This window comes from Streptomyces roseoverticillatus (genome assembly GCF_000719265.1).
GTDB lineage: Bacteria > Actinomycetota > Actinomycetes > Streptomycetales > Streptomycetaceae > Streptomyces > Streptomyces roseoverticillatus.
The window spans coordinates 401,177-423,432 of record NZ_JOFL01000001.1 but is presented as its reverse complement, the minus strand read 5'-3'; the positions used below and the strand labels follow the sequence as shown (position 1 = coordinate 423,432).

12 protein-coding genes are annotated in these 22,256 nt (G+C 75.6%); 8 read left to right on the top strand and 4 right to left on the bottom strand.

Features of this window, described 5'->3' with window-relative positions; all coding sequences use genetic code 11:
• The first annotated feature begins 16 nt into the window (after nt 1-16).
• From IF61_RS0101895 to IF61_RS0101880, 4 genes are all read left to right on the top strand, one after another.
• Nucleotides 17-1,309 (top strand): MFS transporter, encoded by a 1,293-nt coding sequence (locus IF61_RS0101895; RefSeq protein WP_030364394.1) that lies wholly within the window; start codon nt 17-19, stop codon nt 1,307-1,309.
• The gene (locus IF61_RS0101890) at nt 1,306-4,650 is read left to right on the top strand and encodes a type I polyketide synthase (RefSeq protein WP_043187366.1); all 3,345 of its coding nucleotides are present in this window, start codon (nt 1,306-1,308) and stop codon (nt 4,648-4,650) included. The genes IF61_RS0101895 and IF61_RS0101890 overlap by 4 nt, the downstream gene beginning before the upstream one ends.
• A complete protein-coding gene (locus IF61_RS0101885) occupies nt 4,647-12,356 on the top strand; it encodes a non-ribosomal peptide synthetase (RefSeq protein ID WP_043187363.1) in 7,710 nt (2,569 codons plus the stop codon). Before IF61_RS0101890 ends, IF61_RS0101885 begins: the two co-directional genes overlap by 4 nt.
• Before the next feature lie 79 nt (nt 12,357-12,435).
• Nucleotides 12,436-13,197, top strand: a complete 762-nt coding sequence (locus IF61_RS0101880) for an acyltransferase (protein WP_030364391.1) — start codon at nt 12,436-12,438, stop codon at nt 13,195-13,197.
• 108 nt (nt 13,198-13,305) lie between these two features.
• Here the strand turns inward: IF61_RS0101880 and IF61_RS0101875 are convergent, their stop codons facing one another.
• Nucleotides 13,306-14,172 carry a DMT family transporter gene (locus IF61_RS0101875; RefSeq protein ID WP_030364390.1) on the bottom strand — a complete coding sequence of 289 codons (867 nt, stop codon included), beginning with the start codon at nt 14,170-14,172 and terminating at the stop codon, nt 13,306-13,308.
• A 103-nt stretch (nt 14,173-14,275) separates the two neighbouring features.
• Between IF61_RS0101875 and IF61_RS0101870 the strand changes: the two genes are divergently transcribed.
• The gene (locus IF61_RS0101870; protein ID WP_030364389.1) at nt 14,276-14,851 is read left to right on the top strand and encodes a helix-turn-helix domain-containing protein; all 576 of its coding nucleotides are present in this window, start codon (nt 14,276-14,278) and stop codon (nt 14,849-14,851) included.
• Nucleotides 14,852-14,897: 46 nt separating this feature from the next.
• Here IF61_RS0101870 and IF61_RS0101865 read toward each other — a convergent pair whose 3' ends face one another.
• Entirely contained in the window at nt 14,898-15,395 is a 498-nt protein-coding gene (locus tag IF61_RS0101865) for a GNAT family N-acetyltransferase (RefSeq protein WP_030364388.1), read from the bottom strand.
• Nucleotides 15,396-15,456: 61 nt separating this feature from the next.
• Nucleotides 15,457-15,909 (bottom strand): CoA-binding protein, encoded by a 453-nt coding sequence (locus IF61_RS0101860; RefSeq protein WP_052392312.1) that lies wholly within the window; start codon nt 15,907-15,909, stop codon nt 15,457-15,459.
• Nucleotides 15,910-15,967: 58 nt separating this feature from the next.
• On the opposite strand from IF61_RS0101860, the gene IF61_RS0101855 reads away from it, so the two are divergent.
• Nucleotides 15,968-16,594: a YigZ family protein gene (locus tag IF61_RS0101855; protein ID WP_030364386.1), complete on the top strand. Its 627-nt coding sequence runs from the start codon at nt 15,968-15,970 to the stop codon at nt 16,592-16,594.
• Nucleotides 16,595-16,609: 15 nt separating this feature from the next.
• On the opposite strand, the gene IF61_RS0101850 is transcribed toward IF61_RS0101855, so the two are convergent.
• Nucleotides 16,610-17,620: a polysaccharide deacetylase family protein gene (locus tag IF61_RS0101850; protein ID WP_078659903.1), complete on the bottom strand. Its 1,011-nt coding sequence runs from the start codon at nt 17,618-17,620 to the stop codon at nt 16,610-16,612.
• 99 nt (nt 17,621-17,719) lie between these two features.
• Here IF61_RS0101850 and IF61_RS0101845 point away from each other — a divergent pair, with 99 nt between their 5' ends.
• Nucleotides 17,720-18,895, top strand: a complete 1,176-nt coding sequence (locus IF61_RS0101845) for an exonuclease SbcCD subunit D (protein ID WP_030364384.1) — start codon at nt 17,720-17,722, stop codon at nt 18,893-18,895.
• A complete protein-coding gene (locus tag IF61_RS31970) occupies nt 18,892-22,134 on the top strand; it encodes an AAA family ATPase (protein WP_043187360.1) in 3,243 nt (1,080 codons plus the stop codon). Before IF61_RS0101845 ends, IF61_RS31970 begins: the two co-directional genes overlap by 4 nt.
• Nucleotides 22,135-22,256 lie beyond the last annotated feature (122 nt).

Below are 22,256 nucleotides of genomic sequence, written 5' to 3'. Positions count from 1 at the left end.
CGGAGGGGGACCGCGCGTGGGGCACTTCCGCCTGCTCGTCGTCGGCAACGGCATCTCGGCGTACGGCAGCTACCTGAACATGGTGGCGCTGAACGTCTTCATCTACCACGTCACCGGCAGCGCGCTCACCGCCGGCCTCTTCATGGCCGTACGCCTCGTGACCAGCGTGCTCGCGGGCTTCGTGGCCGGACGCCTGGTCTCCACCCGCGACCGCAAGCGCCTGATGGCCGGCGCCGACCTCACACAGGCGATCGCCCTGCTCGCGCTGCTGCTCGCCCCGGACGGCGCCCGCGTCGGCCTGCTCTTCGCCCTGGCGGTGATCACCGGCTCCTGCTCGACGCTCTCCCAGGTCGCGCTGCGCACCAGCGTGCCGGAGATCGTCGGGGCCGAGCACCGGGCCCGCGCCAACGGCCTGCTCGTCACCGGCCGCTCGCTCGCCATGATCGCGGGCTTCGCGTCCTCGGGCCTGGTCGTGGCACAGCTCGGCTACTCCACGGCCTTCGCCCTGGACGCCGTCACCTTCGTGATCTCCGCGAGCGTCCTGTTCCTGCTGCCCGTACGGACCCGGGCGGCCGCCGAGGACGCCTCGGAAGCCGGGGCCGCGGGCGCGGAGCAGGAGGGGGCCGGCGCCGCGGGCGGCTTCGCCCGGATGCTGCTGCGCACGGCACCCCTGCTCGCCGTGATGATCGCCGTGCGGGCGGTGGACGGACTGGGCTCCTCGTCCCACAACGTGGCGCTGCCCATCTACTCGGACAGCCTGGACCCCGCCCACCCGGCCACGTTCATCAGCCAGTTCTGGGCCACCTGGGCCATCGGCAACATCGTCGCGCAGCAGCTCTTCGGCCGGGTCACCAAGAAGACCGGCCGCACCCCGGGGGAGCGGGCGTTCGCGCTCGGGGCGTGCCTGATGTCAGCGGCGTTCATCGTCGTCTTCGCGGGCCTGCCCACCGTGCCCACCCTCATCGCCGCGCTGGTCGCCGGCATGGCCGACGGCTTCACGGAGATCGTGTACGTCTCCCGCCTCCAGGCCGCCCCCGATGCCGAGCGCGGCCGGCTCTTCGGGCTGTCCGCCTCGGCCGAGAACACCGGCTTCGGCCTCGGCATGATCGTCAGCGCGGCCCTGCTGGAGCCGTTCTCACCGCTGCAGGTCGTGGCCGCCTTCCACGGGCTGGCCATCGCCCTGTGCGTCGTCCTGCTCGCCGTGCTCCTCATCCGCGGCAGGACCCCCACCCGGAGCCCGGACCGGCCCGGCGGCCGCGACGACCAGGCGGCCCGGGACGTATCGACGGCGGAAGGCCGCAGCTCATGACACCCACGCCCCACCACGGGCCCCGCACCGACCGGGCCGTCGCCGTCATCGGACTGGCCTTCCGGCTGCCGGGCGCGGACACCCCCGAGGACTTCTGGCGCATCATCCGCGACGGCACCGACTGCATCACCCGCTTCACCGACGAGGAGCTCGCCGCGGCCGGTGTGCCCGCCGAGCGCTACGAGGCCCCCGACTTCGTCGGAGCCTCCGGGATCCTGGACGACATCACCGGCTTCGACGCCCCGCACTTCGGGATGAGCGCCCGCGAGGCGCAGCTCACCGACCCGCAGCAGCGCCTGTTCCTGGAGTGCGCCCAGCACGCCCTGGAGAACGCGGGATACCCGGACGAGCGCGACGGCAGCCGCGTAGGCGTCTACGCCACCACGGGCTACCACCTGTACACGCTGCAGACCTACCAGCTCAACAACGTCCTCCCGAGCACGCCCGCCGGCAACTGGATGGCGGGCATGCAGATCGTGACCGGCAACGCCCCCGACTTCACCGCCACCCGCACCGCCTACCGGCTCGGCCTCACCGGCCCCGCCGTCAACGTCCAGACCGCCTGCTCCAGCTCGCTCGTGGCGGTCCAGACGGCCGCGCAGGCGCTGCTCGCGGACGACTGCGACCTCGCCCTCGCCGGCGCCACGGCCGTCCACGTCCCCCAGGTCCTCGGCTACCAGTACGTCAAGGGCTCCATCCTCTCGAAGTCCGGCCGGCTGCGCGCCTTCGACGCGGGCGCCGACGGCACCGTCGGCGGCACGGGCGTCGCCGCCGTCGTCCTGAAGCGGCTGGACCGGGCGCTGGCCGACGGCGACACCGTGCGCGGCGTCATCCGCGGCTGGGGCGTCACCAACGACGGCGCGGACAAGAAGGCGTACAGCGCGCCCAGCGCCGGCGGCCAGCGCGCCGCCGTCCGCCGCGCCCTGGACCGGGCCGGCGTCGGCGCGGACACCATCGGCTATCTGGAGACCCACGGCACCGGCACCCTCAAGGGCGACCCCATCGAGTTCGACGGCGCCACGGCCGCGTACCGCGAGGACACCGACCGCACCCAGTACTGCGCGCTCGGTTCGACGAAGGCCAACATCGGCCACCTCGACGTGGCCTCCGGCCTGGCCGGCCTGATCAAGACGCTGCTCGTCCTGGAGCACGGCGTCATCCCGCCGATCGCGAACTTCACCACCCCCAACCCGCTGCTCGCCCTGGACGGCAGCCCCTTCTACATACCGGCCACCGCCCAGCCCTGGCCGGAGGACGGCCGCCCGCGCCGCGCGGGCCTGACCTCGCTGGGCATCGGCGGCACCAACGTCCACCTCGTCCTCGAACAGGCCCCCGAGCCGGCGCCCCGCCCGGCTGCCGCCGCACCCCCGCCGGACGTCCTGCTGGTCTCCGGCAGCAGCGAGGAGGCGCTGACCGCCAACGCCCGCGCCTTCCGCGACCGGCTGCGGGAGCGGCCCGGCACCCCGCTCGCCGACCTCGTGACCACCGCCGCGCTCGGCCGCACCCACGGGCGCCACCGGCTGGCCGTCCGCGGCACCACGCCCGCCGCGCTCGCCGCCGCCCTCGACGCCCGGCTCACGGGCACGGACTCCGCGGCCGTCACCGCCGGGACGGCGCCGCGCGACGGCGCGCCCGCCATCGTCTTCCAGTACACCGGCCAGGCCAGCCCGTACCCCGGCATGGCCGGAGAGCTCTACGAGCGCTTCCCCGCCGTACGGGACGTGCTCGACGCCTGCGAGCACCACCACCGCGACCTCGGCGGCGGCTCCCTGCTCGACGGACTGCTCGGCACCGCCGGGACCACCGGCGCGGACTCCGTGTGGGCCACCGACACCGCCCAGCCCGCCCTCTTCGCGCTGCAGTGCGCGCTCACGCGGCTCTGGCAGGACACCGGCGTCGCCCCCGGCACCGTCACCGGGCACAGCGTCGGCGAGTACGCGGCCCTCCACGCAGCCGGAGCCCTCACGCTGGAGGACGGCCTGCGCCTGACCGCCGCACGCGGCCGGCTGATGCAGAAGCTCTGCGCCCCCGGCGCGATGGCCGCCGTCCCGCTCACCCGCGGCGCGGCCCTCGCCCTCGCCGCCGAAGTCCCGGGCGCGGAGCTGTCGGTGGCCAACGGCGAGCGCTCCCACGTCCTCGCCGGGCCCGTCGCCGCCGTGGACCGGGTGCTCGCCCTGCTGGAGGAGCGCGGCACGCCCGGCGAACGCCTCCCCGTGGAACGCGCCTTCCACACCGCCCTCATGGAGCCGGTGCTGGAGGACTTCCGGGCGGTGCTCGGCGAGGTCGCCTTCCGGCCCACCCGGATCCCCTTCGTCAGCGCACTGGACGGGGCGCTCCGGGCGCCCGGCTGGACGCCGGACACCGCGTACTTCCTGCGCCACACCCGGGAGCCCGTGCGCTTCGACGAAGCGCTGCGCACCGTGGGCGCGCAGACGCCTGCGGCCGTGGTCGAGATCGGCCCCCACACCACGCTGAGCGGCCTGGCGCGCCGGGCCCTGCCGGACGCGCGCGCCCTGCCGTCGCTGCGCCGCGGCACCGGCCTCGGCGCCCTGTGGGCCGCGGCGGCGGGCCTGCACTGCGCGGGCGCGGACCTGGACTGGCGGCCGCTGCTGGCGGGCAGCGGCGGCCGCCGGATCCCGCTGCCGGGCTACCGCTTCCAGCACAAGGACTACTGGACAGGGCCGGAGTTGACGGCCGTACGTACCGGAACACCAGCGACAGATGGAGCCACTGTGGTACAGCACCAGGCAGCGGTCGAGCGGGTCGTCCGAAGCATCGTCGAGTCGGCCGCCCGGCACCTCGGGCACGACCCGGACGCCATCGCCGGCGAGACCTCCTTCTTCGACCTCGGCGCCGACTCGCTCCAGATGATCAGCGCGCTGCGCGAGCTGGAGCAGGAGTACAAGGTCAAGGTCTCGATGCGGGAGCTGTTCGAGGAGACCGGGACGCCGCTCCGGCTCGCGGAGCTGATCGTGAGCCGGATGACGGGGGAGGGGCTCGGGGCGGCCGTGCCCGCGGGGTCCGCCGCGGTGCCGGCCGTGCCGCCGGCACCGCCTGTGGCGGAGCGGCCGGTCGCGCCGCGGCCCGCCGCCGGGCAGTGGCCCGCCGCGCCGGCACCGGCCGCCTCCGCGGCCCCCGCGTCCGTCGCCCCGGAGCCTGTCGCTCCGGCGGCCGGCGCCCCCGAGTACGCCACGCGCCGGGAGCTGGAGGACCTCGCCCACAGGCTGCAGCAGATATCGCAGATACAGCTGCAGATGATGTCCCAGCTCTCCCAGCTGCTGGCCCTCCAGACGGCAGCCGCGACGTCCGCGCTCAACGGCACGGCGGCGGTGGCCCGGTGACCGGCCTCGACGCCGCCTCCGCGGCCCTCGACCGGGACCTCGCGGCCATGGCCGAGCTCTCGCGGCGCATCGCCGGGCAGATCGGCGGCGGGCCGGCGGGCACCGGGAGCCCGGCGGCGGGCACGGGGAAACCGGGCCCGGAGAAACCGGCGGCCGCGGGCGGGCCGCCTGCCACGGCGGCACCGGGGCGTCCCGGGGCTTCGGGCAAGCCGGCCGTCCCGGAGGAACCGGCGGTCCCGGGCGAGCCGGCAGCCCCGGCCCATGCGGCGGCCGCGGAGCAGGCCGCCGCGCCGCGCCGCGTGCACGGCCCCCGCGTGACCGTCCCGCGCGGCTCCGGGATGGTCCGGGGCGGTGCCCCGCGCGCCCAGCAGGAGCACCTGGCCGACCTCGTACGCCGCTACACCGCGAAGACCCCCGCCTCCAAGCAGCTCGCCCAGCGCTACCGCCGCGTCCTCGCCGACAGCCGCGCCGTCGTCGGCTTCCGCAGCGGCACGAAGGAGATGCTCTACCCCATCGCCGGCCGCCGGGCGAGCGGCGCCCGCCTGCAGGACGTCGACGGCAACGAGTACGTCGACATCACCATGGGCTTCGGCGTGCTCCTCTTCGGCCACGAGCCGGCCTTCGTCACCGAAGCCGTCCGCGAGCACCTCTCCCGCGGCATCCAGCTCGGCCCCCGCAACGCCGAGACCGGCGAGGCGGCCGAGCTGCTGGCCGGGCTGACCGGCATGGAGCGCGTGGCCTTCGCCAACTCCGGCACGGAGGCCAACTCCGCGGCGATCCGCCTCGCCCGCTCCGCCACCGGCCGCAACAAGATCGTCACCTTCCTCGGCGCGTACCACGGCCACGCCGACACCGTCCTCGGCCGCCCCTCCGGCTCCCCGGAGAGCCGGATCACCGTGCCGGTCTCCCGCGGCATCCCGGACAGCGCCGTCGCGGACCTGATGGTCCTCGACTACGGCAGCGACGCCTCCCTGGAGGCCATCGAGCAGCACGCCGGCGACATCGCCGCCGTGATCATCGAGCCCGTGCAGAGCAGGCACCCCGCGCTGCAGCCCGTCGAGTTCGTGCGCAAGCTGCGCGAACTCACCACCCGCCACGGCATCGTCCTCATGTTCGACGAGATGCTGACGGGCTTCCGCCCCGCGCTCCGCGGCGCCCAGGAGCTCTACGGCGTCACGCCCGACCTCGCCACCTACGGCAAGCTGCTCGGCGGCGGCTTCCCCATCGGGGCCATCGCCGGCCGCGCCGACATCATGGACGGCGTCGACGGCGGCCACTGGTCCTACGGCGACGACAGCTACCCGCCCGCGGACACCACGTTCTTCGGCGGCACGTACATCCAGCACCCCGTGTCGATGGTGGCCGCGCGGGCCGTCCTCACGCACCTCAAGGAGCACAGCCCGCTGCTCCAGGAGCGGCTCAACGCGCGGACGGCCGAGCTGGCCGGGACGCTCAACGCCTTCTTCGAGGCGGAGGAGCTCCCGCTGCGCATCAGCCACTTCGGCTCGCAGTTCCGGTTCGACCACCGGGCGGACATGGAGCTGCTCTACCACCACCTGATGCTGCGCGGCGTGCACGTGTGGGAGTGGCGGAACTTCTTCCTCTCCACCGCGCACTCCGACGGTGACCTGGAGTTCATCGCGGACGCGGTCAGGGGTTCCCTGCGGGAGTTGCGGGGGGCGGGGTTCTTTCCGGGTACCCGCGCGGTGACGCCGGTGCCTGCGGCCGGTGGTGCGTCCGTGGCGGACCTGGTCACCGTGGCTGCCAGGGCGCCGGAACCGGCGGCCCCGCCCCGGGGCTCCGCCCCGGACCCCGGTCCTCAATCGCCGGACGGGCTGAGAACACAAGGGGCTTCCGGTCTGCTGGAGCCGAGTGCGCCTGGCAAGGGGCGGGCTTCCGGTCCGCTGGAGCCGAGCGAGCCCGGCACGGGGCAGGCCCTCGGCCGTGAGGGGCTGGGCGAGCCCGGCACGCAGGCGGGCTCCGCCGGCAGCGGGCCCGGCGGGCCCGAGCGCCCCGTCGCCTCCATCGCCTGGAACGCGGCCGCGGCCGCTACCTCGGCCGCGCCGCAGACAACCCCGCGCACTCCCGACTTCAGCGTCTACTTCTTCGGCGACTATCCCGCGGAAGGCGACTCGCAGGGCAAGTACGAACTGCTCATGGAGACCGCCCGGTTCGCCGACCGGAACGGGTTCCACGCCCTCTGGATGCCCGAGCGGCACTTCCACTCCTTCGGCGGGCTCTTCCCCAACCCCGCCGTGCTCGCCGCCGCCCTCTCCCGGGAGACCCGTCGCATCCGGCTCAACGCCGGGTCCGTCGTCCTGCCGCTGCACGACCCGATCCGGGTCGCGGAGGAGTGGTCGATGGCCGACAACCTCTCCGGGGGCCGCGTCGGCATCGGCATCGCGAGCGGCTGGCACGCCAACGACTTCGTCTTCTTCCCCGACCGCTTCGGCCGGCACAAGGAGACGATGTACGAGCAGCTGGAGCAGGTGCGGCGGTTCTGGCGGGGGGAGCCGCTGCGCCGGACCGGCGGTGACGGCGAGGCCGACGTACGGCTCTTCCCGCGGCCTGTCCAGGACGTCCCGCCGATGTACACGGCCGTGGTCGGCAACCCGGCCTCGTTCGCGCTCGCGGCCCGCCACGACCTCGGCATCGTCACCAACCTGATGACGCAGAGCGTCGAACAGCTCGCGGAGAACATCGCGCTGTACCGCCGTACCCGCGAGGAGCACGGCCTGGACCCGGCCGCCGGCCGCGTGGCCGTCCTGCTGCACACCTATCTCGCCGACCGTCACGACACGGCCCGCGCCGAGGCGTACGCACCCCTGTCGCGCTACATGCGGGCGTCGCTGTCGCTGTTCGGCGGCGTCACCAACAGCCTCGGGCACAACGTGGACCTCTCCACGCTCAGCGAGGACGACCTCGACGTCGTGTTCCGCCGCGCCTACGACCGCTACTGCGACCAGCGGGCGCTGATCGGCACCGTCGACAGCGTCTCGCCCGTGGTCGACTCGGTCACCGCGGCCGGCGCCGACGAGCTCGTCTCGCTCGTCGACTTCGGCGTCGCGCCCGGCGAACTGCGCGCGAGCCTCACCCACGTCGACGCCCTGCGCCGCCGCTACCGGGAAGCCGCGGCGGAGGACCCCGCACCGGTGCCCGCCGCCGTCCTCGCCCCCGCGCCCGTGGAGGCCCCGCTCTCCCCGGCCCAGCAGCGGATCTGGTTCCTGGAGCGCATGCTGCCGGGCCGCACCGCCTACAACGAGACCAAGGCGATCCGCCTCGACGGCCCGCTGGACGTGCCCGCCCTGCGCGCGGCGCTGCGCGGCCTCGTGGCCCGCCACGAGGGCCTGCGGACCGTCTTCCGGGAGACCGGCGGCGAGCCGCGCCAGGTCGTACGGCCCCCCTCCGAACCCGACTTCGCGGTCGTGAACGGCACGGAGCGCGGGGAGGAGGCGCTGCGGGAGACCCTGGCCGCCGAGAGCGCCCGCCGCTTCGACCTCGCCGAAGGGCCCCTGTTCGTCACCCGGCTCGTGAAGCTCGCCGACGACGCGCACGTGCTCGTGCTGTCGCTCCACCACATCGTGGTCGACGCCGCCTCCGCGATCGTCCTCGCCCGCGACCTGTCGGCCCTCTACCGGTCCTGGCGCGACGGCACCGACCCCGGGCTGCCCGCCCTCACCTGGAGCTACGCCGAGCACGCCCGCACGCAGGCCGCGGCCCTGGAGGGTCCGGAGGCGGCAGCGGACCTGGCCTACTGGCGCGAGACGCTCGGCGGCGACCTGCCCGCTCTGAACCTGCCCACCGACCGGCCGCGCCCCGCGGTCATGACGTCCAACGGCCGGGCCGTCTTCCGCACGCTCGACCCGGAGCTCTCCGCGCGCCTGCGCGAGCTGAGCCGGGCCCGCCGCGGCACCCTGTTCATGACCCTGCTCGCCGGGTACGCGGCCATGCTGCGCCGTGTCACCGGGCAGGACGACATCGTCATCGGAACCGCGATCTCGGACCGCCCGCAGCGGGCCGAGGACCTGCTCGGGTTCTTCGTCAACACCCTGGCCCTGCGCTTCGACCTCTCCGGGGACCCGTCCTTCGCCACGCTGCTGGACCGGGTGCGCGGCCGCGCCCTCGACGCGTACGACCACGCGGGCGTCCCCTTCGAGGCGGTGGTGCGCGAGCTCGCCCCGCCGCGGGTGACCGACCGCACGCCGGTCTTCCAGGTGCTCGCCGAGTTCGAGAGCAGCGAGCCGTTCCGCTTCGACCTGCCGGACGTGCGGGCGACGCCCCTGGAGGCGGGCCCGGACAAGGCCCTGACGGACTTCACCGTCTACTTCACCGACCAGCCGCAGGGCATCCGCTGCCACCTGGAGTACAACACCGACCTGTTCGACGCGGAGACCGCCGAGCGGTTCTTCGCCGTCTTCCGGGACCTGCTGACCGCCGCCGTCGAGGCACCGGAGACCCCGCTGTCCCGGCTCGCGCCGCCGGCCGCGCCGGCCGTGCCCGGCGGACCCGTGACACCCGCCGTGCCGGGCGGCCCCGTGCCCGCCGAGTGGGAGCGGGGGCCGCGGCGGGACGTGGCAGCGGCAGGCGTCCACGAGCTGGTCGAGCGGCAGGCCCTGGCCGCGCCCGGTGCCACCGCCGTGGCCGACGGCGACCGCGTGCTGACCTACCGTCAGCTGGACGAGGACGCCGGCCGGCTGGCCGCCGTGCTCCGCGAGCGGGGCGCCGCCGGCGCACCCGTCGCCCTGTGGCTGCCGCGCTCCGCCCAGCTCGTCGTCGCCATGCTCGCCGCCCTCAAGGCCGGCAGCCCGTACGTCCCGCTGGACCCCGCGCTCGGCCGGGCCCGCGCCGAGAAGGTGATCGCCGAGTCCGGCGCCCGCGTCCTCGTCTCGCCGCCCGCCGACGCGGCGCGGCTCCGGCTGCAGGAGGGCGTCGCCGTCGTGTCGCCCGGCGACACCCCGGCCGGCACCCCCGCCCCCGCGGCGCCCGCCGGCGGCGGCGAGTCCCTGTGCTACGTCATCTACACCTCGGGCAGCACCGGCGCCCCCAAGGGTGTCGCCGTCCCGCACCGCGCCGTCACCGACCTCTGTGCGTGGCACCACCGGCGCTTCGGGTTCACTTCCGCCGACCGCAGCGCCGTCGTCTGCAGCCAGAGCTTCGACGCCTCGGTCCTGGAGGTCTGGCCGGCGCTGACCGCGGGCGCCTCGCTGACCGTCGCCGGCGATGCCGTCCGCAAGGACCCGCTCGCCCTCGCCCGCTGGTACGCGGACCAGGGCGTCACGTTCTCCATCCTGCCCACGGCCCTCGGCGAGACGCTGCTGCAGCTCGCGCCGGACGCCCAGCCGCCGCTGCGCCACCTGCTCATGGGCGGCGACGTGCTGCGCACCCGGCCGCGGCCCGGCACGCCGTACGAGGTCGTCAACGTCTACGGGCCCACCGAGGTCACGGTGCTGTGCACCGCCGAGACGGTCGCCGCCGGGGACGGGTCCGGTGGCGAGCCCGGGGAGATCGCGATCGGGCGCCCCGTCGACAACGTGCGCCTGCGCGTGCTGGACGAGTCGGGCGCACCGGTGCCGGTCGGCGGCGTGGGGGAGCTCCATGTCGGCGGGCCGGGCGTGGCCCGCGGCTACCTGCACCGGCCCGAGGCGGACGCCGGGCGCTTCCTGCCCGACCCCGACGGCGGCCCGGACGCCCGCCTCTACCGCACGGGCGACCTCGTGCGCTGGACCGCGGACGGCAGGCTGCAGTTCCGCGGCCGCACCGACGACCAAGTGAAGATCCGCGGCTTCCGCGTCGAGCCGGAGGAGGTCTCCCGCACGCTCAACTCCCTGGAAGGCGTGCGCGAGGCCGTCGTCCTGGCGCGCCGCAACGGCCGGGGCGAGGCGTACCTCGCCGCCTTCGCCGTGCCCGCCGACCCGGTGGGGGAGGGCGAGGGCGACCGGCAGGCCTTCGCCGACCTCATGGCCGACGCCCTGGCCGAGCGGCTGCCCGAGTACCTCGTGCCGCGCGCCTGGACGGTCCTGGCCGCGCTGCCCGTGACCGCGGGCGGCAAGCTGGACCGCGCCGGGCTGCCCGCCCCCGACCTGGTCACGGCCGCGCCCGCCGCGTCCCCGGCGCCCCGGACGGAAAGCGCCGCCGGGCCGTCGCCTTCGGACGACGTGGAGCGGCGGCTCCGCGCCCTGTGGGCCGAGGAGTTCGGCACCGACGCCGGCTCGATCGCGCCCGACGCCTCGTTCTTCGACCTGGGAGGCCACTCGATCACCGCGATCCGGCTGGTCAACCGGGCCCGGGAGGAGTTCGGCGCCGAGTACCCGATGGTGCGCTTCTACGAGCGGCCCACGCTGCGGGCCATGGCCGCGTTCTTCGCGGGCGCGCCCTCCGGCGGCGAGGACACCTCCGGCGGCGACGCCGTCGAGCACCGGGTGCCCGCCACCGATCAGCAGGTCCACTTCGCCCGGGTCCAGCAGGCCCACGCGCTGCCGCAGGTGTTCAACGTCGCCATGCGCCTGACCCTCACCGGCGACCTGGACGTGCCCGCCCTGCACACCGCACTGACCCGGCTCGTCGCCCGGCACGAGGGCCTGCGCACCCGCATCGTCCCCGCCGGCGACGACTGGCAGCAGGAAGTCCTGCGGGCCCGGCCCGTCGCCCTGCCCGTCGAGGACCTGACCGGGCTGCCCGCCGCGGAGCGTGAGGCCGCGGTGGCGCGGATCTCCGCCGAGGCCGCCGAGACCCCGTTCGACCTCGCCGCCGGTGCGGGACCGGCGCTGCGCCTGCTGCGCTCCGGCGAGCGCACCTGGATCCTGCTGTTCGTCCTGCACCACGCCGTGTGCGACGGCTGGGCCGTCAGCCTGATCCTTCAGGAGCTGGCCGCGCTCTACGGTTCGGCCGCGAAGGGCCTGCCCGACGGGCTGGCACCCGACCCGTGCCAGCCGGGTGCGTACGCGCGCTGGCAGCGCGAGGAGACCGACCCGGCCGTCGAGGAGCGCAAGCTGGCGTTCTGGAAGCGCGAGCTGGACGGCGCGCCGTTCGGCGTCGCCATGCCGCTCGACCGGCCGCGCCCCGAGGAGCTGAGCGGGCGGGGCGGCGTCGTGATGTTCACGGTGCCCGCCGGCGTGCGCGCGGACGTGGACCGGCTGGCGCGGCGCCGCGGGGCGACGCCCTACGCGGTCACCGCGGCGGCGCTGGGACGGCTGATGGCCCGCCGGTCCGGGCAGTCCGACGTGGTGTTCAACGTCTCCTACGCCAACCGGTGGCGCCGCGAGTTCGAGTCGCTCGTGACCTGCGCGACCTCCGGGTTCGCCCTGCGGGTGCGCGACGGGGAGGCCGCCTCCTTCACCGACCTGGTCGATCAGGTGGCCCGGACGTCGGTCGCGTGCATCGACGCGTTCATGCCGCCGCGGGACCTGGCGCCCCTGCTGCGGGAGCGGTACGGGACGGAGATGCCGGACCGGCTCGCGGTCGGCTTCGCCTACCAGAACTCCCTGGAGACCGATATCGACATGCCGGGGGTGACCGTGGCGATCGAGGACCTCGCGATCGCGGCCGCCCGGGCGGAGTTCACGTTCGGTCTCGTCCCGGCGGGCGACGTGCTCGTGGGGATGGCCGAGTACGCGTCCGACCTGTGGGACCGGGCGACCGTCGAGGGCTGGATGCGCGACTACGTCGGGCTGCTGCGCGACGAGGTCCGGGCGGCCCTCGCGGACTGAGCGGACCGGCCGGCCGGTGGGGTGAAGATCACAGGTCACCCCGGCGGCCGGCCGGCACCCGGCCGACTACCGTGTCCGGGTGCCGAAGAACAGGAACGCGTTCTCTTCCGACGCCTCCGCGGCCGTGCGCGCCTGGGGGCGTCGCGCCGCGTCGCGCGCGGTGCACCGCGGCTGGCGGTGGGTCCAGCGGGCCGGCGCGGTGACCGCCGAACAGCCGGGTCCGTACCGCTTCCGCCGCATCGGCCCCGCGACCCGGCTCGCCTTCCCCCTCGGCACGGTCTTCGGCGAGCGCTGGATCGAACTCGGCGACCACTGCATCATCGGCGAGCAGGTCACCCTCACCGCCGGCATGATGCCGGACCTCGACCTCGGCCCCGACCCGGTGCTCCGCCTGGGCAACGGCGTGGTCCTCGGCCGCGGCAGCCACGTGGTGGCCTCGCAGCCGGTGACCTTCGGCGACGATGTCTTCTGCGGCCCGTACGTCTACGTCACCAGCGACAACCACTCCTACGACGACCCGCACCAGCCCATCGGCCGGCAGTGGCCGCGCAGCGCGCCCGTCTCCATCGGCTCCGGCAGCTGGCTGGGCACCGGCGCGGTGATACTGCCGGGCGCCCGGCTCGGCCGGAACGTGGTGGTCGCCGCCGGCTCGGTGGTCCGCGGGGAGGTCCCGGACCACGCGGTGGTCGCGGGCGCCCCCGCGAAGGTCGTACGGCGCTGGGAAGCGGCAACGGGCTGGGTCCCGCCCCTGCGGACGGCACCTCCGGTGCCGATCCCTTCGGAGATGACGGCGGAACAGCTGAGGGCGCTCGCCGAACCGCCGGCGGCCGACGGATCTTAGCCAGGGGCTGAGTCCGGCCGAGTCCGGCTCGGCACCGCCGGAGCGCCACGTGGTGGTGCACCGCCGTTGCGGCGGGAAGAACTGCCCGTCGCGACGGAAGGACGTGCCTCAGCCCGCCGCCAGCAGCACCGTTCCCACCAGGGCCAGCCCCGCGCCGGCGGCCTGCACCGTCCGCAGCCGTTCGCTCAGAACGCCCCGCGCGGCCAGCGCCGTCACCACGGGGTACAGCGAGGCGAGGACGGCGGCGACGGTCACGGGGCCGCTGTTCGCGGCGATGCTGTACGTGCCGTTGGCGGCGACGTCGGCGAGGCCGACGAAGGCGAGTGCGGGCAGTGCCGAGCGGATCGTGCTCCAGCCTCCCTCGGGCAGTGCCGGGTTGCCGCGGCGCACGGAGGCGAAGAGCGTGCCCGCGCCCACCACCACGTTGCACACGCGCTGGACGAACAGGGCGAGGAACAGCCCGGTCAGGTTGTGCGACGCCTCGGCGATCAGGGCCATCACCGAGCCGAAGCCGAAGGCGGCGACGAGGGTGAGCAGCAGGGTCTGCCGCTGGACGGGCGCCCCGCCCATGCTCGGCCCGCTGGCCAGGACCACGCCCGCCACGGCCACCGCGATGCCCGCGAACTGCAGGATGCCGGGGCGCTCGCCCAGGACGAGCCCCACGCCCAGCGGTACCGCGACGCCGCCGAGCGCGCCCAGGGGTGAGACGACTCCCATCGGCCCCAGGGCCAGTGCCTTGTAGAAGGCGAGCATGGCCGCGGTGCCCACGACGCCGGCGGCGGCCGCGTACCAGAGCTGGGGGCCGGCCTCGGTCCAGCCGCCCGTGGCGACGACGATCGCCCCCAGGGCGCCCACGGCCAGCAGCTGTGAGACCAGGACGACGGTCAGGGCGGGGATGCGCCGGGCGAGCAGCCCGCCGCCGAAGTCGGCCAGCCCCCACAGGAAGCTCGTGGTCAGGGCGAAGACCGCCGTCATGGGAAAACCTCGCAGTACAGTGTGGTGAACAGTGCAGTGCAGCACACCGTAGTTCACTATCTTTAACTTCGGTATCAAATATATTCGACGGAAGACGGCAGAGATGGCGACGGACCTCGACCGGCTCACCCAGTCGCTCGCCCGCAACCTCAAGCGCTGGCGCGCCGAGCGCCACCTCACCCTCGACGCCCTCGCGGCCCGCTCCGGCGTCAGCCGCGGCATGATCATCCAGATCGAGCAGGCCCGGACGAACCCCAGCGTGGGCACGACCGTCAAGCTCGCCGACGCCCTCGGCGTCAGCATCACCACGCTCCTCGACCAGGAGCAGGTCACCCGCGTCCGCCTCGTGCCCAGGGAAGAAGCGGTGCGCATGTGGTCGACGGAGGCGGGCAGTCACACCACCCTGCTCGTCGGCGCCCAGGGCCGCGGCCCGGTCGAGCTGTGGGACTGGCGCATCGCCCCCGGCGACGTCAGCGCGTCCGACCCGCACCCGCCCGGCACGCTCGAACTGATCACCGTCACCGCCGGCGAGCTCACCCTCGTCGTGGACGACGAGGAGCACACCGTGCCCGCCGGCACCTCGGCGGCGTTCGAGTCGAGCGTGCCCCACATCTACCGCAACGTGGGTGACGTGCCGGTGGAGATGACGATGGCCGTCGCCATCGCGCCCGCGCACTGACCGGCCGCGCACCGGCCGTCCGCGGGGCCTCCCGCGGACGGCTCCGTCAGGCCCGCACCGCGCGCGCCGACACGTCCAGCGACAGCGCGAGCGAGTGCTCGGCGAACCCCAGGCTCCGATAGAGGCGTTCGGCGTCCGGCGTCGCGTGCAGGTCGACGCGCGTGACGCCCTGCCCGGCGAACCAGTCCAGTAGCGCCTCCGTCGTCGCCCGCGCGAGGCCGCGCCCCCGGTAGCGCTCGTCGGTGGACACGGTGAAGACGAAGCCGAACCGCCCCTCCGGGTGCCCGGGCGCCGCCATCCGCTCCTCCACCCGGCCCACGGCGCACGCGGCCAGGTGCGGCGGCCCGCCCGGCGCCGGATCGCCGTCCACGACGAAGGCCCCGAGCAGGCGCGGGCGGGCCGCGAGCTGCCGGCGCACCTGCTCCCCGGCCGTGCGCTCCCAGTCGCCCCGGGCGTCGTCGCCGTTCATCGCGGCGAACATCAGCCGGCGGAGCCGGACTATTTCCGTGGCATCCCCGGGGGTCGCCGACCGCGTCCTGATCATGAAGCGACGCTAGCGCACGGTCCGCACGGGGCGGCGGGACGGGTGCGGGCGTCCCCGGCCGTCAGGCGAGCGGTTCCTCGACGGGGTGCGCACCGCGGGCGTCGCGCACCCGCATCGCATCCAGTTCGATCGCGGGGCACCGGTCCATCACCATGTCCAGGCCTGCCGTGCGCGTCCGCTCGTAGGCCGCCTCGTCGACCACCCCGAGCTGGAACCAGACCGCCTTCGCGCCGATCGCGACGGCCTCGTCCGCGACCGGGCCCGCGAGGCCGCTGTTGACGGACACGTCCACCACGTCGACCGGGAAGGGGATGTCCGCGAGACGGGCGTAGCCCTGCTCGCCGTGGACCGCCTCGGCCTTCGGGTGCACCGGCACGACGCGCTTGCCGTGGCGCCGCAGCACCTCGGCGACGCCGTAGGCCGCCCGCTGCCGGTTGGACGACAGACCGACCAGCGCCCACGTGTCGCCGGTCTCCTCGATGATCTTCCGGATGATCCCCGGTTCCGCGTACATGCCCGCTCAACGATCATCCCGCCGTCACCATTCCCGGACCGGCGCATAGGCTGGCGGGATGACGGAGCAGTACCGGACGGTCGCGCGCGAGGGCGTGCACGAGATCGAGATCAGCAAGTCGCGCTTCATCTGCGCGCTCGCGCCCGCCGCCACGGAGGAGGAGGCGCAGGCGTTCATTGCGCGCATCCGCAAGGAGCACCCCACCGCCCGCCACCACTGCTTCGCCTACGTGCTGGGCGCCGCCGGCGGCGTGCAGAAGGCGAGCGACGACGGCGAGCCGGGCGGCACCGCCGGCGTGCCGATGCTGCAGATGCTGGTCCGCCGCGAGGTGCGCTACGCCGTCGCCGTCGTCACCCGCTACTTCGGCGGCGTCAAGCTCGGCGCGGGCGGCCTGATCCGCGCGTACGGGGGCGTGGTCGGCGAGGCGCTGGACGCCGTCGGGACCGTCACCCGGCAGCGCTTCCGGCTCGCGTCCGTCACCGTCGACCACCAGCGCGCCGGGAAGCTGGAGAACGACCTGCGGGCGACGGGCCGCGCCGTGCGCGAGGTGCGCTACGGCGCGGACGTGCGGATCGAGGTGGGCTTGCCCGAGGCGGACGTCGAGGGCTTCCGCGCCTGGCTCGCGGACACCACGGCCGGCACCGCCCGCCTCGAGCTCGGCGGCGAGGCGTACGGGGACGCCTGAGCCCCCGCCCCCGCCCTACGCGTAGTCCTCCAGCCGGGCCAGCGCGTAGCCCTGCTCCGTGACCTTGCGCAGCACGGTGCGCAGCATGTCGCACATGGTGCCGCCCCACGCCTTGGGCCCGTTGAAGTGGGTGAGGATGATGTCGCCGGGGTGGAAGCGCTGGTCGTCGTGGCGGAAGTCCATCCGGTCCGCGAAGGCCTCCTCGTTCCACAGGGGCGCGGCCCGCGCGCCGCACTCCTCGGCGACAGCGAGGGTGTCGGCGTCGAAGTCGCCGAAGGGCGGCCGGAAGAGCGTCGGCCGGACGCCGATCTCGCGCTCCAGGATGTCCTGCTGACCACAGATCTCCGTGTACTGCTCGTCCTCGGAGATGTGGTTCATCTGCGGGTGGTGCAGGGTGTGGTTCTGGATCGAGACGCCCAGCGCGTGCAGGTCGCGGAAGTAGCCGTAGTCCTCGGCCGCGGACTCGTCGGTGAGGAAGGCGCTCAGCGGGATCTGCAGGTCCCGCACCATGTCCAGGAACTCCCGGTCCTTCGCCGCCCCGTCGTCGATCGTCAGGAACGCGATCTTCTGGTCGGTCGGCACGTGGGCGGGCGCGGGGATCAGGTCCGGCCCCTGGTCCGCCCACTCCGGCGTGGTCAGCCGGGGCTTGTCCCCCGGCGGGGGCGGTGCGACGAGCGGCGCCTGGTCCAGGCCCCAGCGCTGCGCGGCGGCCAGCCGCTGCTCGGGGGTCTGCTTGAGCTTCGGCGGCGCCGGCGCCTGCTGCTCCTGCTGCTCCTGTTCCTGCTGTTTCTGCACCGGCCGGCGGGCCTGCCCCCGCAGCTGCCCGCGGCCGGCCATGTCCTGGGCCTCACGGACACCGGGCAGGGCGGCGTCCCCGGTCGTCGCGCACGCGGCGGCGCAGGCGAACAGCAGGAGCGCGGCCACGATGAGGGCGAGGGGCCCCCGGGGGCGGCGGGGCCGGACGGGGCGGCATATGGGATGGCGGGCGGCCCGGCGCCGCGCAAGAGTATTTCGTACAAGTCGCATATTTCCGGATCTTTTCAGCGGGTTGGCCTCCCCGCCCGTCCGGTACACCCATCGGGGCCATGCCCGGCCACCCGCCCGCGGATGGAACACTTGGGACCCGTGAGGATCCTGCATACGTCCGACTGGCACCTGGGCCGCTCGTTCCACCGCGTGAACCTGCTCGACGCCCAGCGCGCCTTCATCGGCCACTTGGTGCGCACCGTCCGGGAGCAGCAGGTGGACGTGGTTCTCGTCGCAGGCGACATCCACGACCGGGCCGTCCCCCCGCTCGGCGCCGTCGCCCTCTTCGACGAGGCGCTGCACCGGCTCGCGGACCTCGGCGTGCCCACGGTCATGATCTCCGGCAACCACGACTCGGCCCGCCGCCTGGGCGTCGGCGCCGGGCTCATCGACCGCGCCGGCATCCACCTGCGCACCGACCCAGCAGGCGTAGGCACCCCCGTCGTCCTCGCCGACGACCACGGCGACATCGCCTTCTACGGCCTGCCCTACCTGGAACCCGCCCTCGTCCGCGAGGAGCTCGGCGCCGGCCGCCCCACCCACACGGACGTGCTCACGGCCGCCATGGACCGGATCCGCGCCGACCTCGCCGCGCGGCCCGCCGGCACCCGCTCCGTCGTCCTCGCCCACGCCTTCGTCACCGGCGGCACCGCCAGCGACAGCGAGCGCGACATCACCGTCGGCGGCGTCGCCCAGGTCCCCGCCTCCGTCTTCGACGGCGTCGACTACGCCGCCCTCGGCCACCTCCACGGCTGCCAGACGATCACCGAGCGCGTGCGCTACTCCGGCTCGCCGCTGGCCTACTCCTTCTCCGAGGCGGACCACCGCAAGACCATGTGGCTCGTCGACCTCGGCGCGGGCGGCAGCCTCACCGCCGAGCGGATCGACTGCCCCGTGCCGCGCCCCCTCGCCCGCATCCGCGGCCGCCTCGACGACCTGCTCCGCGACCCCGCGCTCGCCCGGCACGAGGACGCGTGGGTCGAGGCCGCCCTCACCGACCCGCACCGCCCCGACGAGCCCATGGCCCGGCTCGCCGAGCGCTTCCCGCACGTGCTCAGCCTCGTCCTGGACCCCGAGCGGCCGCCGCAGGACCCCCTCGCCTCGTACGCCCGGCGGCTGCGCGACCGCAGCGACCAGGAGATCGCCGAGGACTTCGTGGCCCACGTCCGCGGCGGGCTCGCGGCCGACGACCGCGAACGCGGCATCCTCACCGCCGCCCTCGACCACGTACGGCTCGGCGAGACCGAGACCACCGAGGAGGCGGGCGCCCGATGAGGCTGCACCGGCTGACGATCACCGCGTTCGGCCCCTTCGGCGGCACCCAGCACATCGACTTCGACGCGCTGTCCGCCGACGGGCTCTTCCTCTTCCACGGCCCCACCGGCGCCGGCAAGACCTCCGTCCTCGACGCCGTCTGCTACGCCCTCTACAACGAGGTGCCCGGCGCCCGCCAGGGCACCGCCGGCAGCCCCGTGCTGCGCAGCGACCACGCCGGCCACGACACCCGCACCCAGGTCGTCCTCGACCTCACCGTCGCCGGCCGCCGCCTGGAGATCACCCGCCGCCCCGAGCAACTGCGCCCCAAGAAGAAGGGCACCGGCTACACCAAGGAGCGGGCCGCCAGCGAGCTGCGCGAACACCGCGACGGGAAGTGGGAGGCGCTCAGCCGCTCCCACCAGGAGATCGGCGAGGAGGTCAAGCAGCTCCTCGGCATGAGCCGGGAGCAGTTCTGCCAGGTCGTCCTCCTGCCCCAGGGCGAGTTCGCCCGCTTCCTCGGCGCCAGGGACACCGCCCGCGGCGAACTGCTCGGCAAGCTCTTCGACACCGGCCGCTTCGCCGCCGTCGAGAAGCGGCTCGCGGAGCTGCGCCGCGCCGCGGAGGCCGGCGTACGGGCCGGCGACGACGGGCTGCTCGCCCTCGCCCACCGGATGCGGCAGGCCGCCGCCGATCCGACGCTCCCGGACGTCGCCACCCCGGACCCGGCCACGGCAACGGTGCACGGGGCTGCGGCCGGCACGAGGAGAACCGCCGCAGGGCCCGGCTCGAAGTCCGGAGCCCGGACGACAGGCACGGCCACCGAGGCTGCGGCGGCCGCCACCGGGGCCCGGACCCGTACCGCGGCATCCGGCCGTACCCTCGCCGCCGTGTCCGGCCGGCCTGGCGGCGCCGTTCTTCCGGCGCAGCGCGCCGCCGCGGCCCCGCTCGCCCCCGGCGACCCCGGACTCGCCGAGGCCGTCCTGGAGTGGGCCGCCCTCGCCCGCAGCAGCGCCCGGGAACGGCGGGACGTCGCCGCCGTCGCCGCCCGCACCGCCGAGCACGCCCACCGGGCCGCCCAGGAACACGCCGACGCCGTACGCGAACTCGCCCGGCTCCAGCACCGCCACGCCGAGGCCCGCCACCGCGCCGACGCCCTCGCCGCACAGCACGACGCGCACGAGGCCGCCCGCGAGCGGATGCGGCGGGCCCGCGCCGCCGACGCGGTCGTCCCCGTCCTGGAGATGCGCGCCGAAGCCGAGCGCGCCCACCGCGCGGCCGCCGCAGCCGAACAGCGGGTCCGCGCCGCGCTCCCCGAGGAGCGGCGGGACGCGGGCGGCGAGCAGCTCGCCGCACTGGAGCGGCACCTCCGCGAGGAGCTCGGCTCCCTGTCCGCCGCCCGCCGCGCGGAGGAGCGCGCCGCCGCGACCAAGGTCCGGCAGCGCGAGCTGGAGCGCGAGGCCCGAGCCGACGAGGACGAGCTCGCCGAGCTGACCGGCTGGCTCGACGGCTGGGAGGCACTGCGCGCCGCCTGCGAACGGCGCGTCGAGACCGCACGCGCCGAAGCCGGCCGGGCCGTCCGGCTGGAGGCCGACACCGGCCCCGTCCGCACCCGCCTGGCCGCCGCCCGCGAACGCGACCGCCTCACCGGTGCCGCCGACGCGGCCGGGCAGCGGCTGACCGGTGCCCGGGAGCGGGCCGTCACGGCCCGCACCACCTGGCTCGACGTCAAGGAGCGCCGCCTGGACGGCATCGCCGCCGAGCTCGCGGGCGAACTCGCGCCCGGCGTGGCCTGCAAGGTGTGCGGAGCCACCGAGCACCCCGACCCGGCGCGGGCCGCGGCCGGCCGGGTCGACCGCGCCGACGAGGAGGCCGCGCTGGCCGCCTTCCAGCGCGCCGACGGCGCACGGGAGGAGGCCGCCCGCGAACTGCAGGGGCTCAGCGACGCCCTCGCCCGCGCCGAGGCCGACGCGGGCGAGGCCACGGCCGCCGAGCTCGAAGCGCTCGCCGGCGACCTCGGCCGCTCCCTGGCCGAGGCGCGCGCCGCGGGCGCGGACCTGCACGCGGCCCAGGAGGCCCTCCGGCAGGCCGAGCGCGAGCACGACCTGCGCCGCGAGGCCCGGCAGGCCGCCCTGACGCGGGCCGCCGCGCGCACCACCCGCCGCGAACAGCTCGACCGCGACCTGGCCGCCCTGGAGGAGGAGCTGGCCCGGGCCCGCGGCGGGGAGGAGTCCGTCGCCCGCCGGGCCGCCCACCTGGAACGGCAGCTGGAGCTCCTCGCCGGCGCGGTCGAGACGGTCCGCGCCGCCGCGGACGCGGCCGGCCGGCTGAAGGAGGCCGACGCCCGGCTCGCCGACGCCGCCTTCCGCGCCGGCTTCGGCAACCCCGCGCTCGTGGAGGAGGCCGTGCTCGGCGCGGCGGACCGCCGGGACCTGCAGGAGCGGCTCGACGCCCGGGCCCGCGAGGAGGCCGCCGTGGCCGCGGCCCTCGCCGACCCCGCCGTCGAGGCCGCCGCCGCACGGCCCGCCGCCGACCCCGGGGCGGCGGCCGCCGCCCTCGCCGCGGCCGCCGCCCGGCTGCGCGACGCCTCCGTCGCCGAGGTCGCCGCCCGCACCCGCTGCCAGGACCTGGACCGCCTGTCCGCCGAGGCCCTCAGAGACGCCCGCCGCCTCGCCCCGCTCCGCGAGGAGCACCACCGCGTCGCCGAGCTCGCCGGGCTCGCCGCGGGCACGTCCACGCGCAACGAACGCCGCATGCGCCTGGAGTCGTACGTCCTGGCCGCCCGCCTCGAACAGGTCGCGGCCGCCGCGACCGCCCGGCTCCGCCGCATGTCCGCCGGCCGCTACACGCTCGTCCACTCCGACGCCCGGGCCGGCGGCAACGCCCGCTCGGGACTGGGCCTGCACGTGATCGACCACTGGACGGGCAAGGAGCGCGACACCGCCACCCTCTCCGGCGGCGAGACCTTCTTCGTCTCCCTCGCCCTCGCCCTCGGCCTCGCCGACGTCGTCACCGAGGAGGCGGGCGGCGTACGGCTGGACACCCTCTTCGTCGACGAGGGCTTCGGCAGCCTGGACGAGCAGACCCTGGACGAGGTGCTGGACGTCCTGGACGCGCTGCGCGAGCGGGACCGCGCCGTCGGCATCGTCAGCCACGTCGCCGATCTGCGCCGGCGCGTGCCCGCCCGGCTGCGGGTGGTCAAGGGCCGGTCGGGCTCGACCGTGCGGCACGAGGTGGCCGGCGGCGGCCGGCCCGACTGAACGCACCGCGGCGTCGTCGCCTCCGGCCCGTGGGCACCGGCGAGCGGGAGCAGCGCCTGACCGGCGCTTCGAGCAGCCCCGGCGGGGGCCCGGGACCAGAACGGGCCGTTCCCGAAGACCGG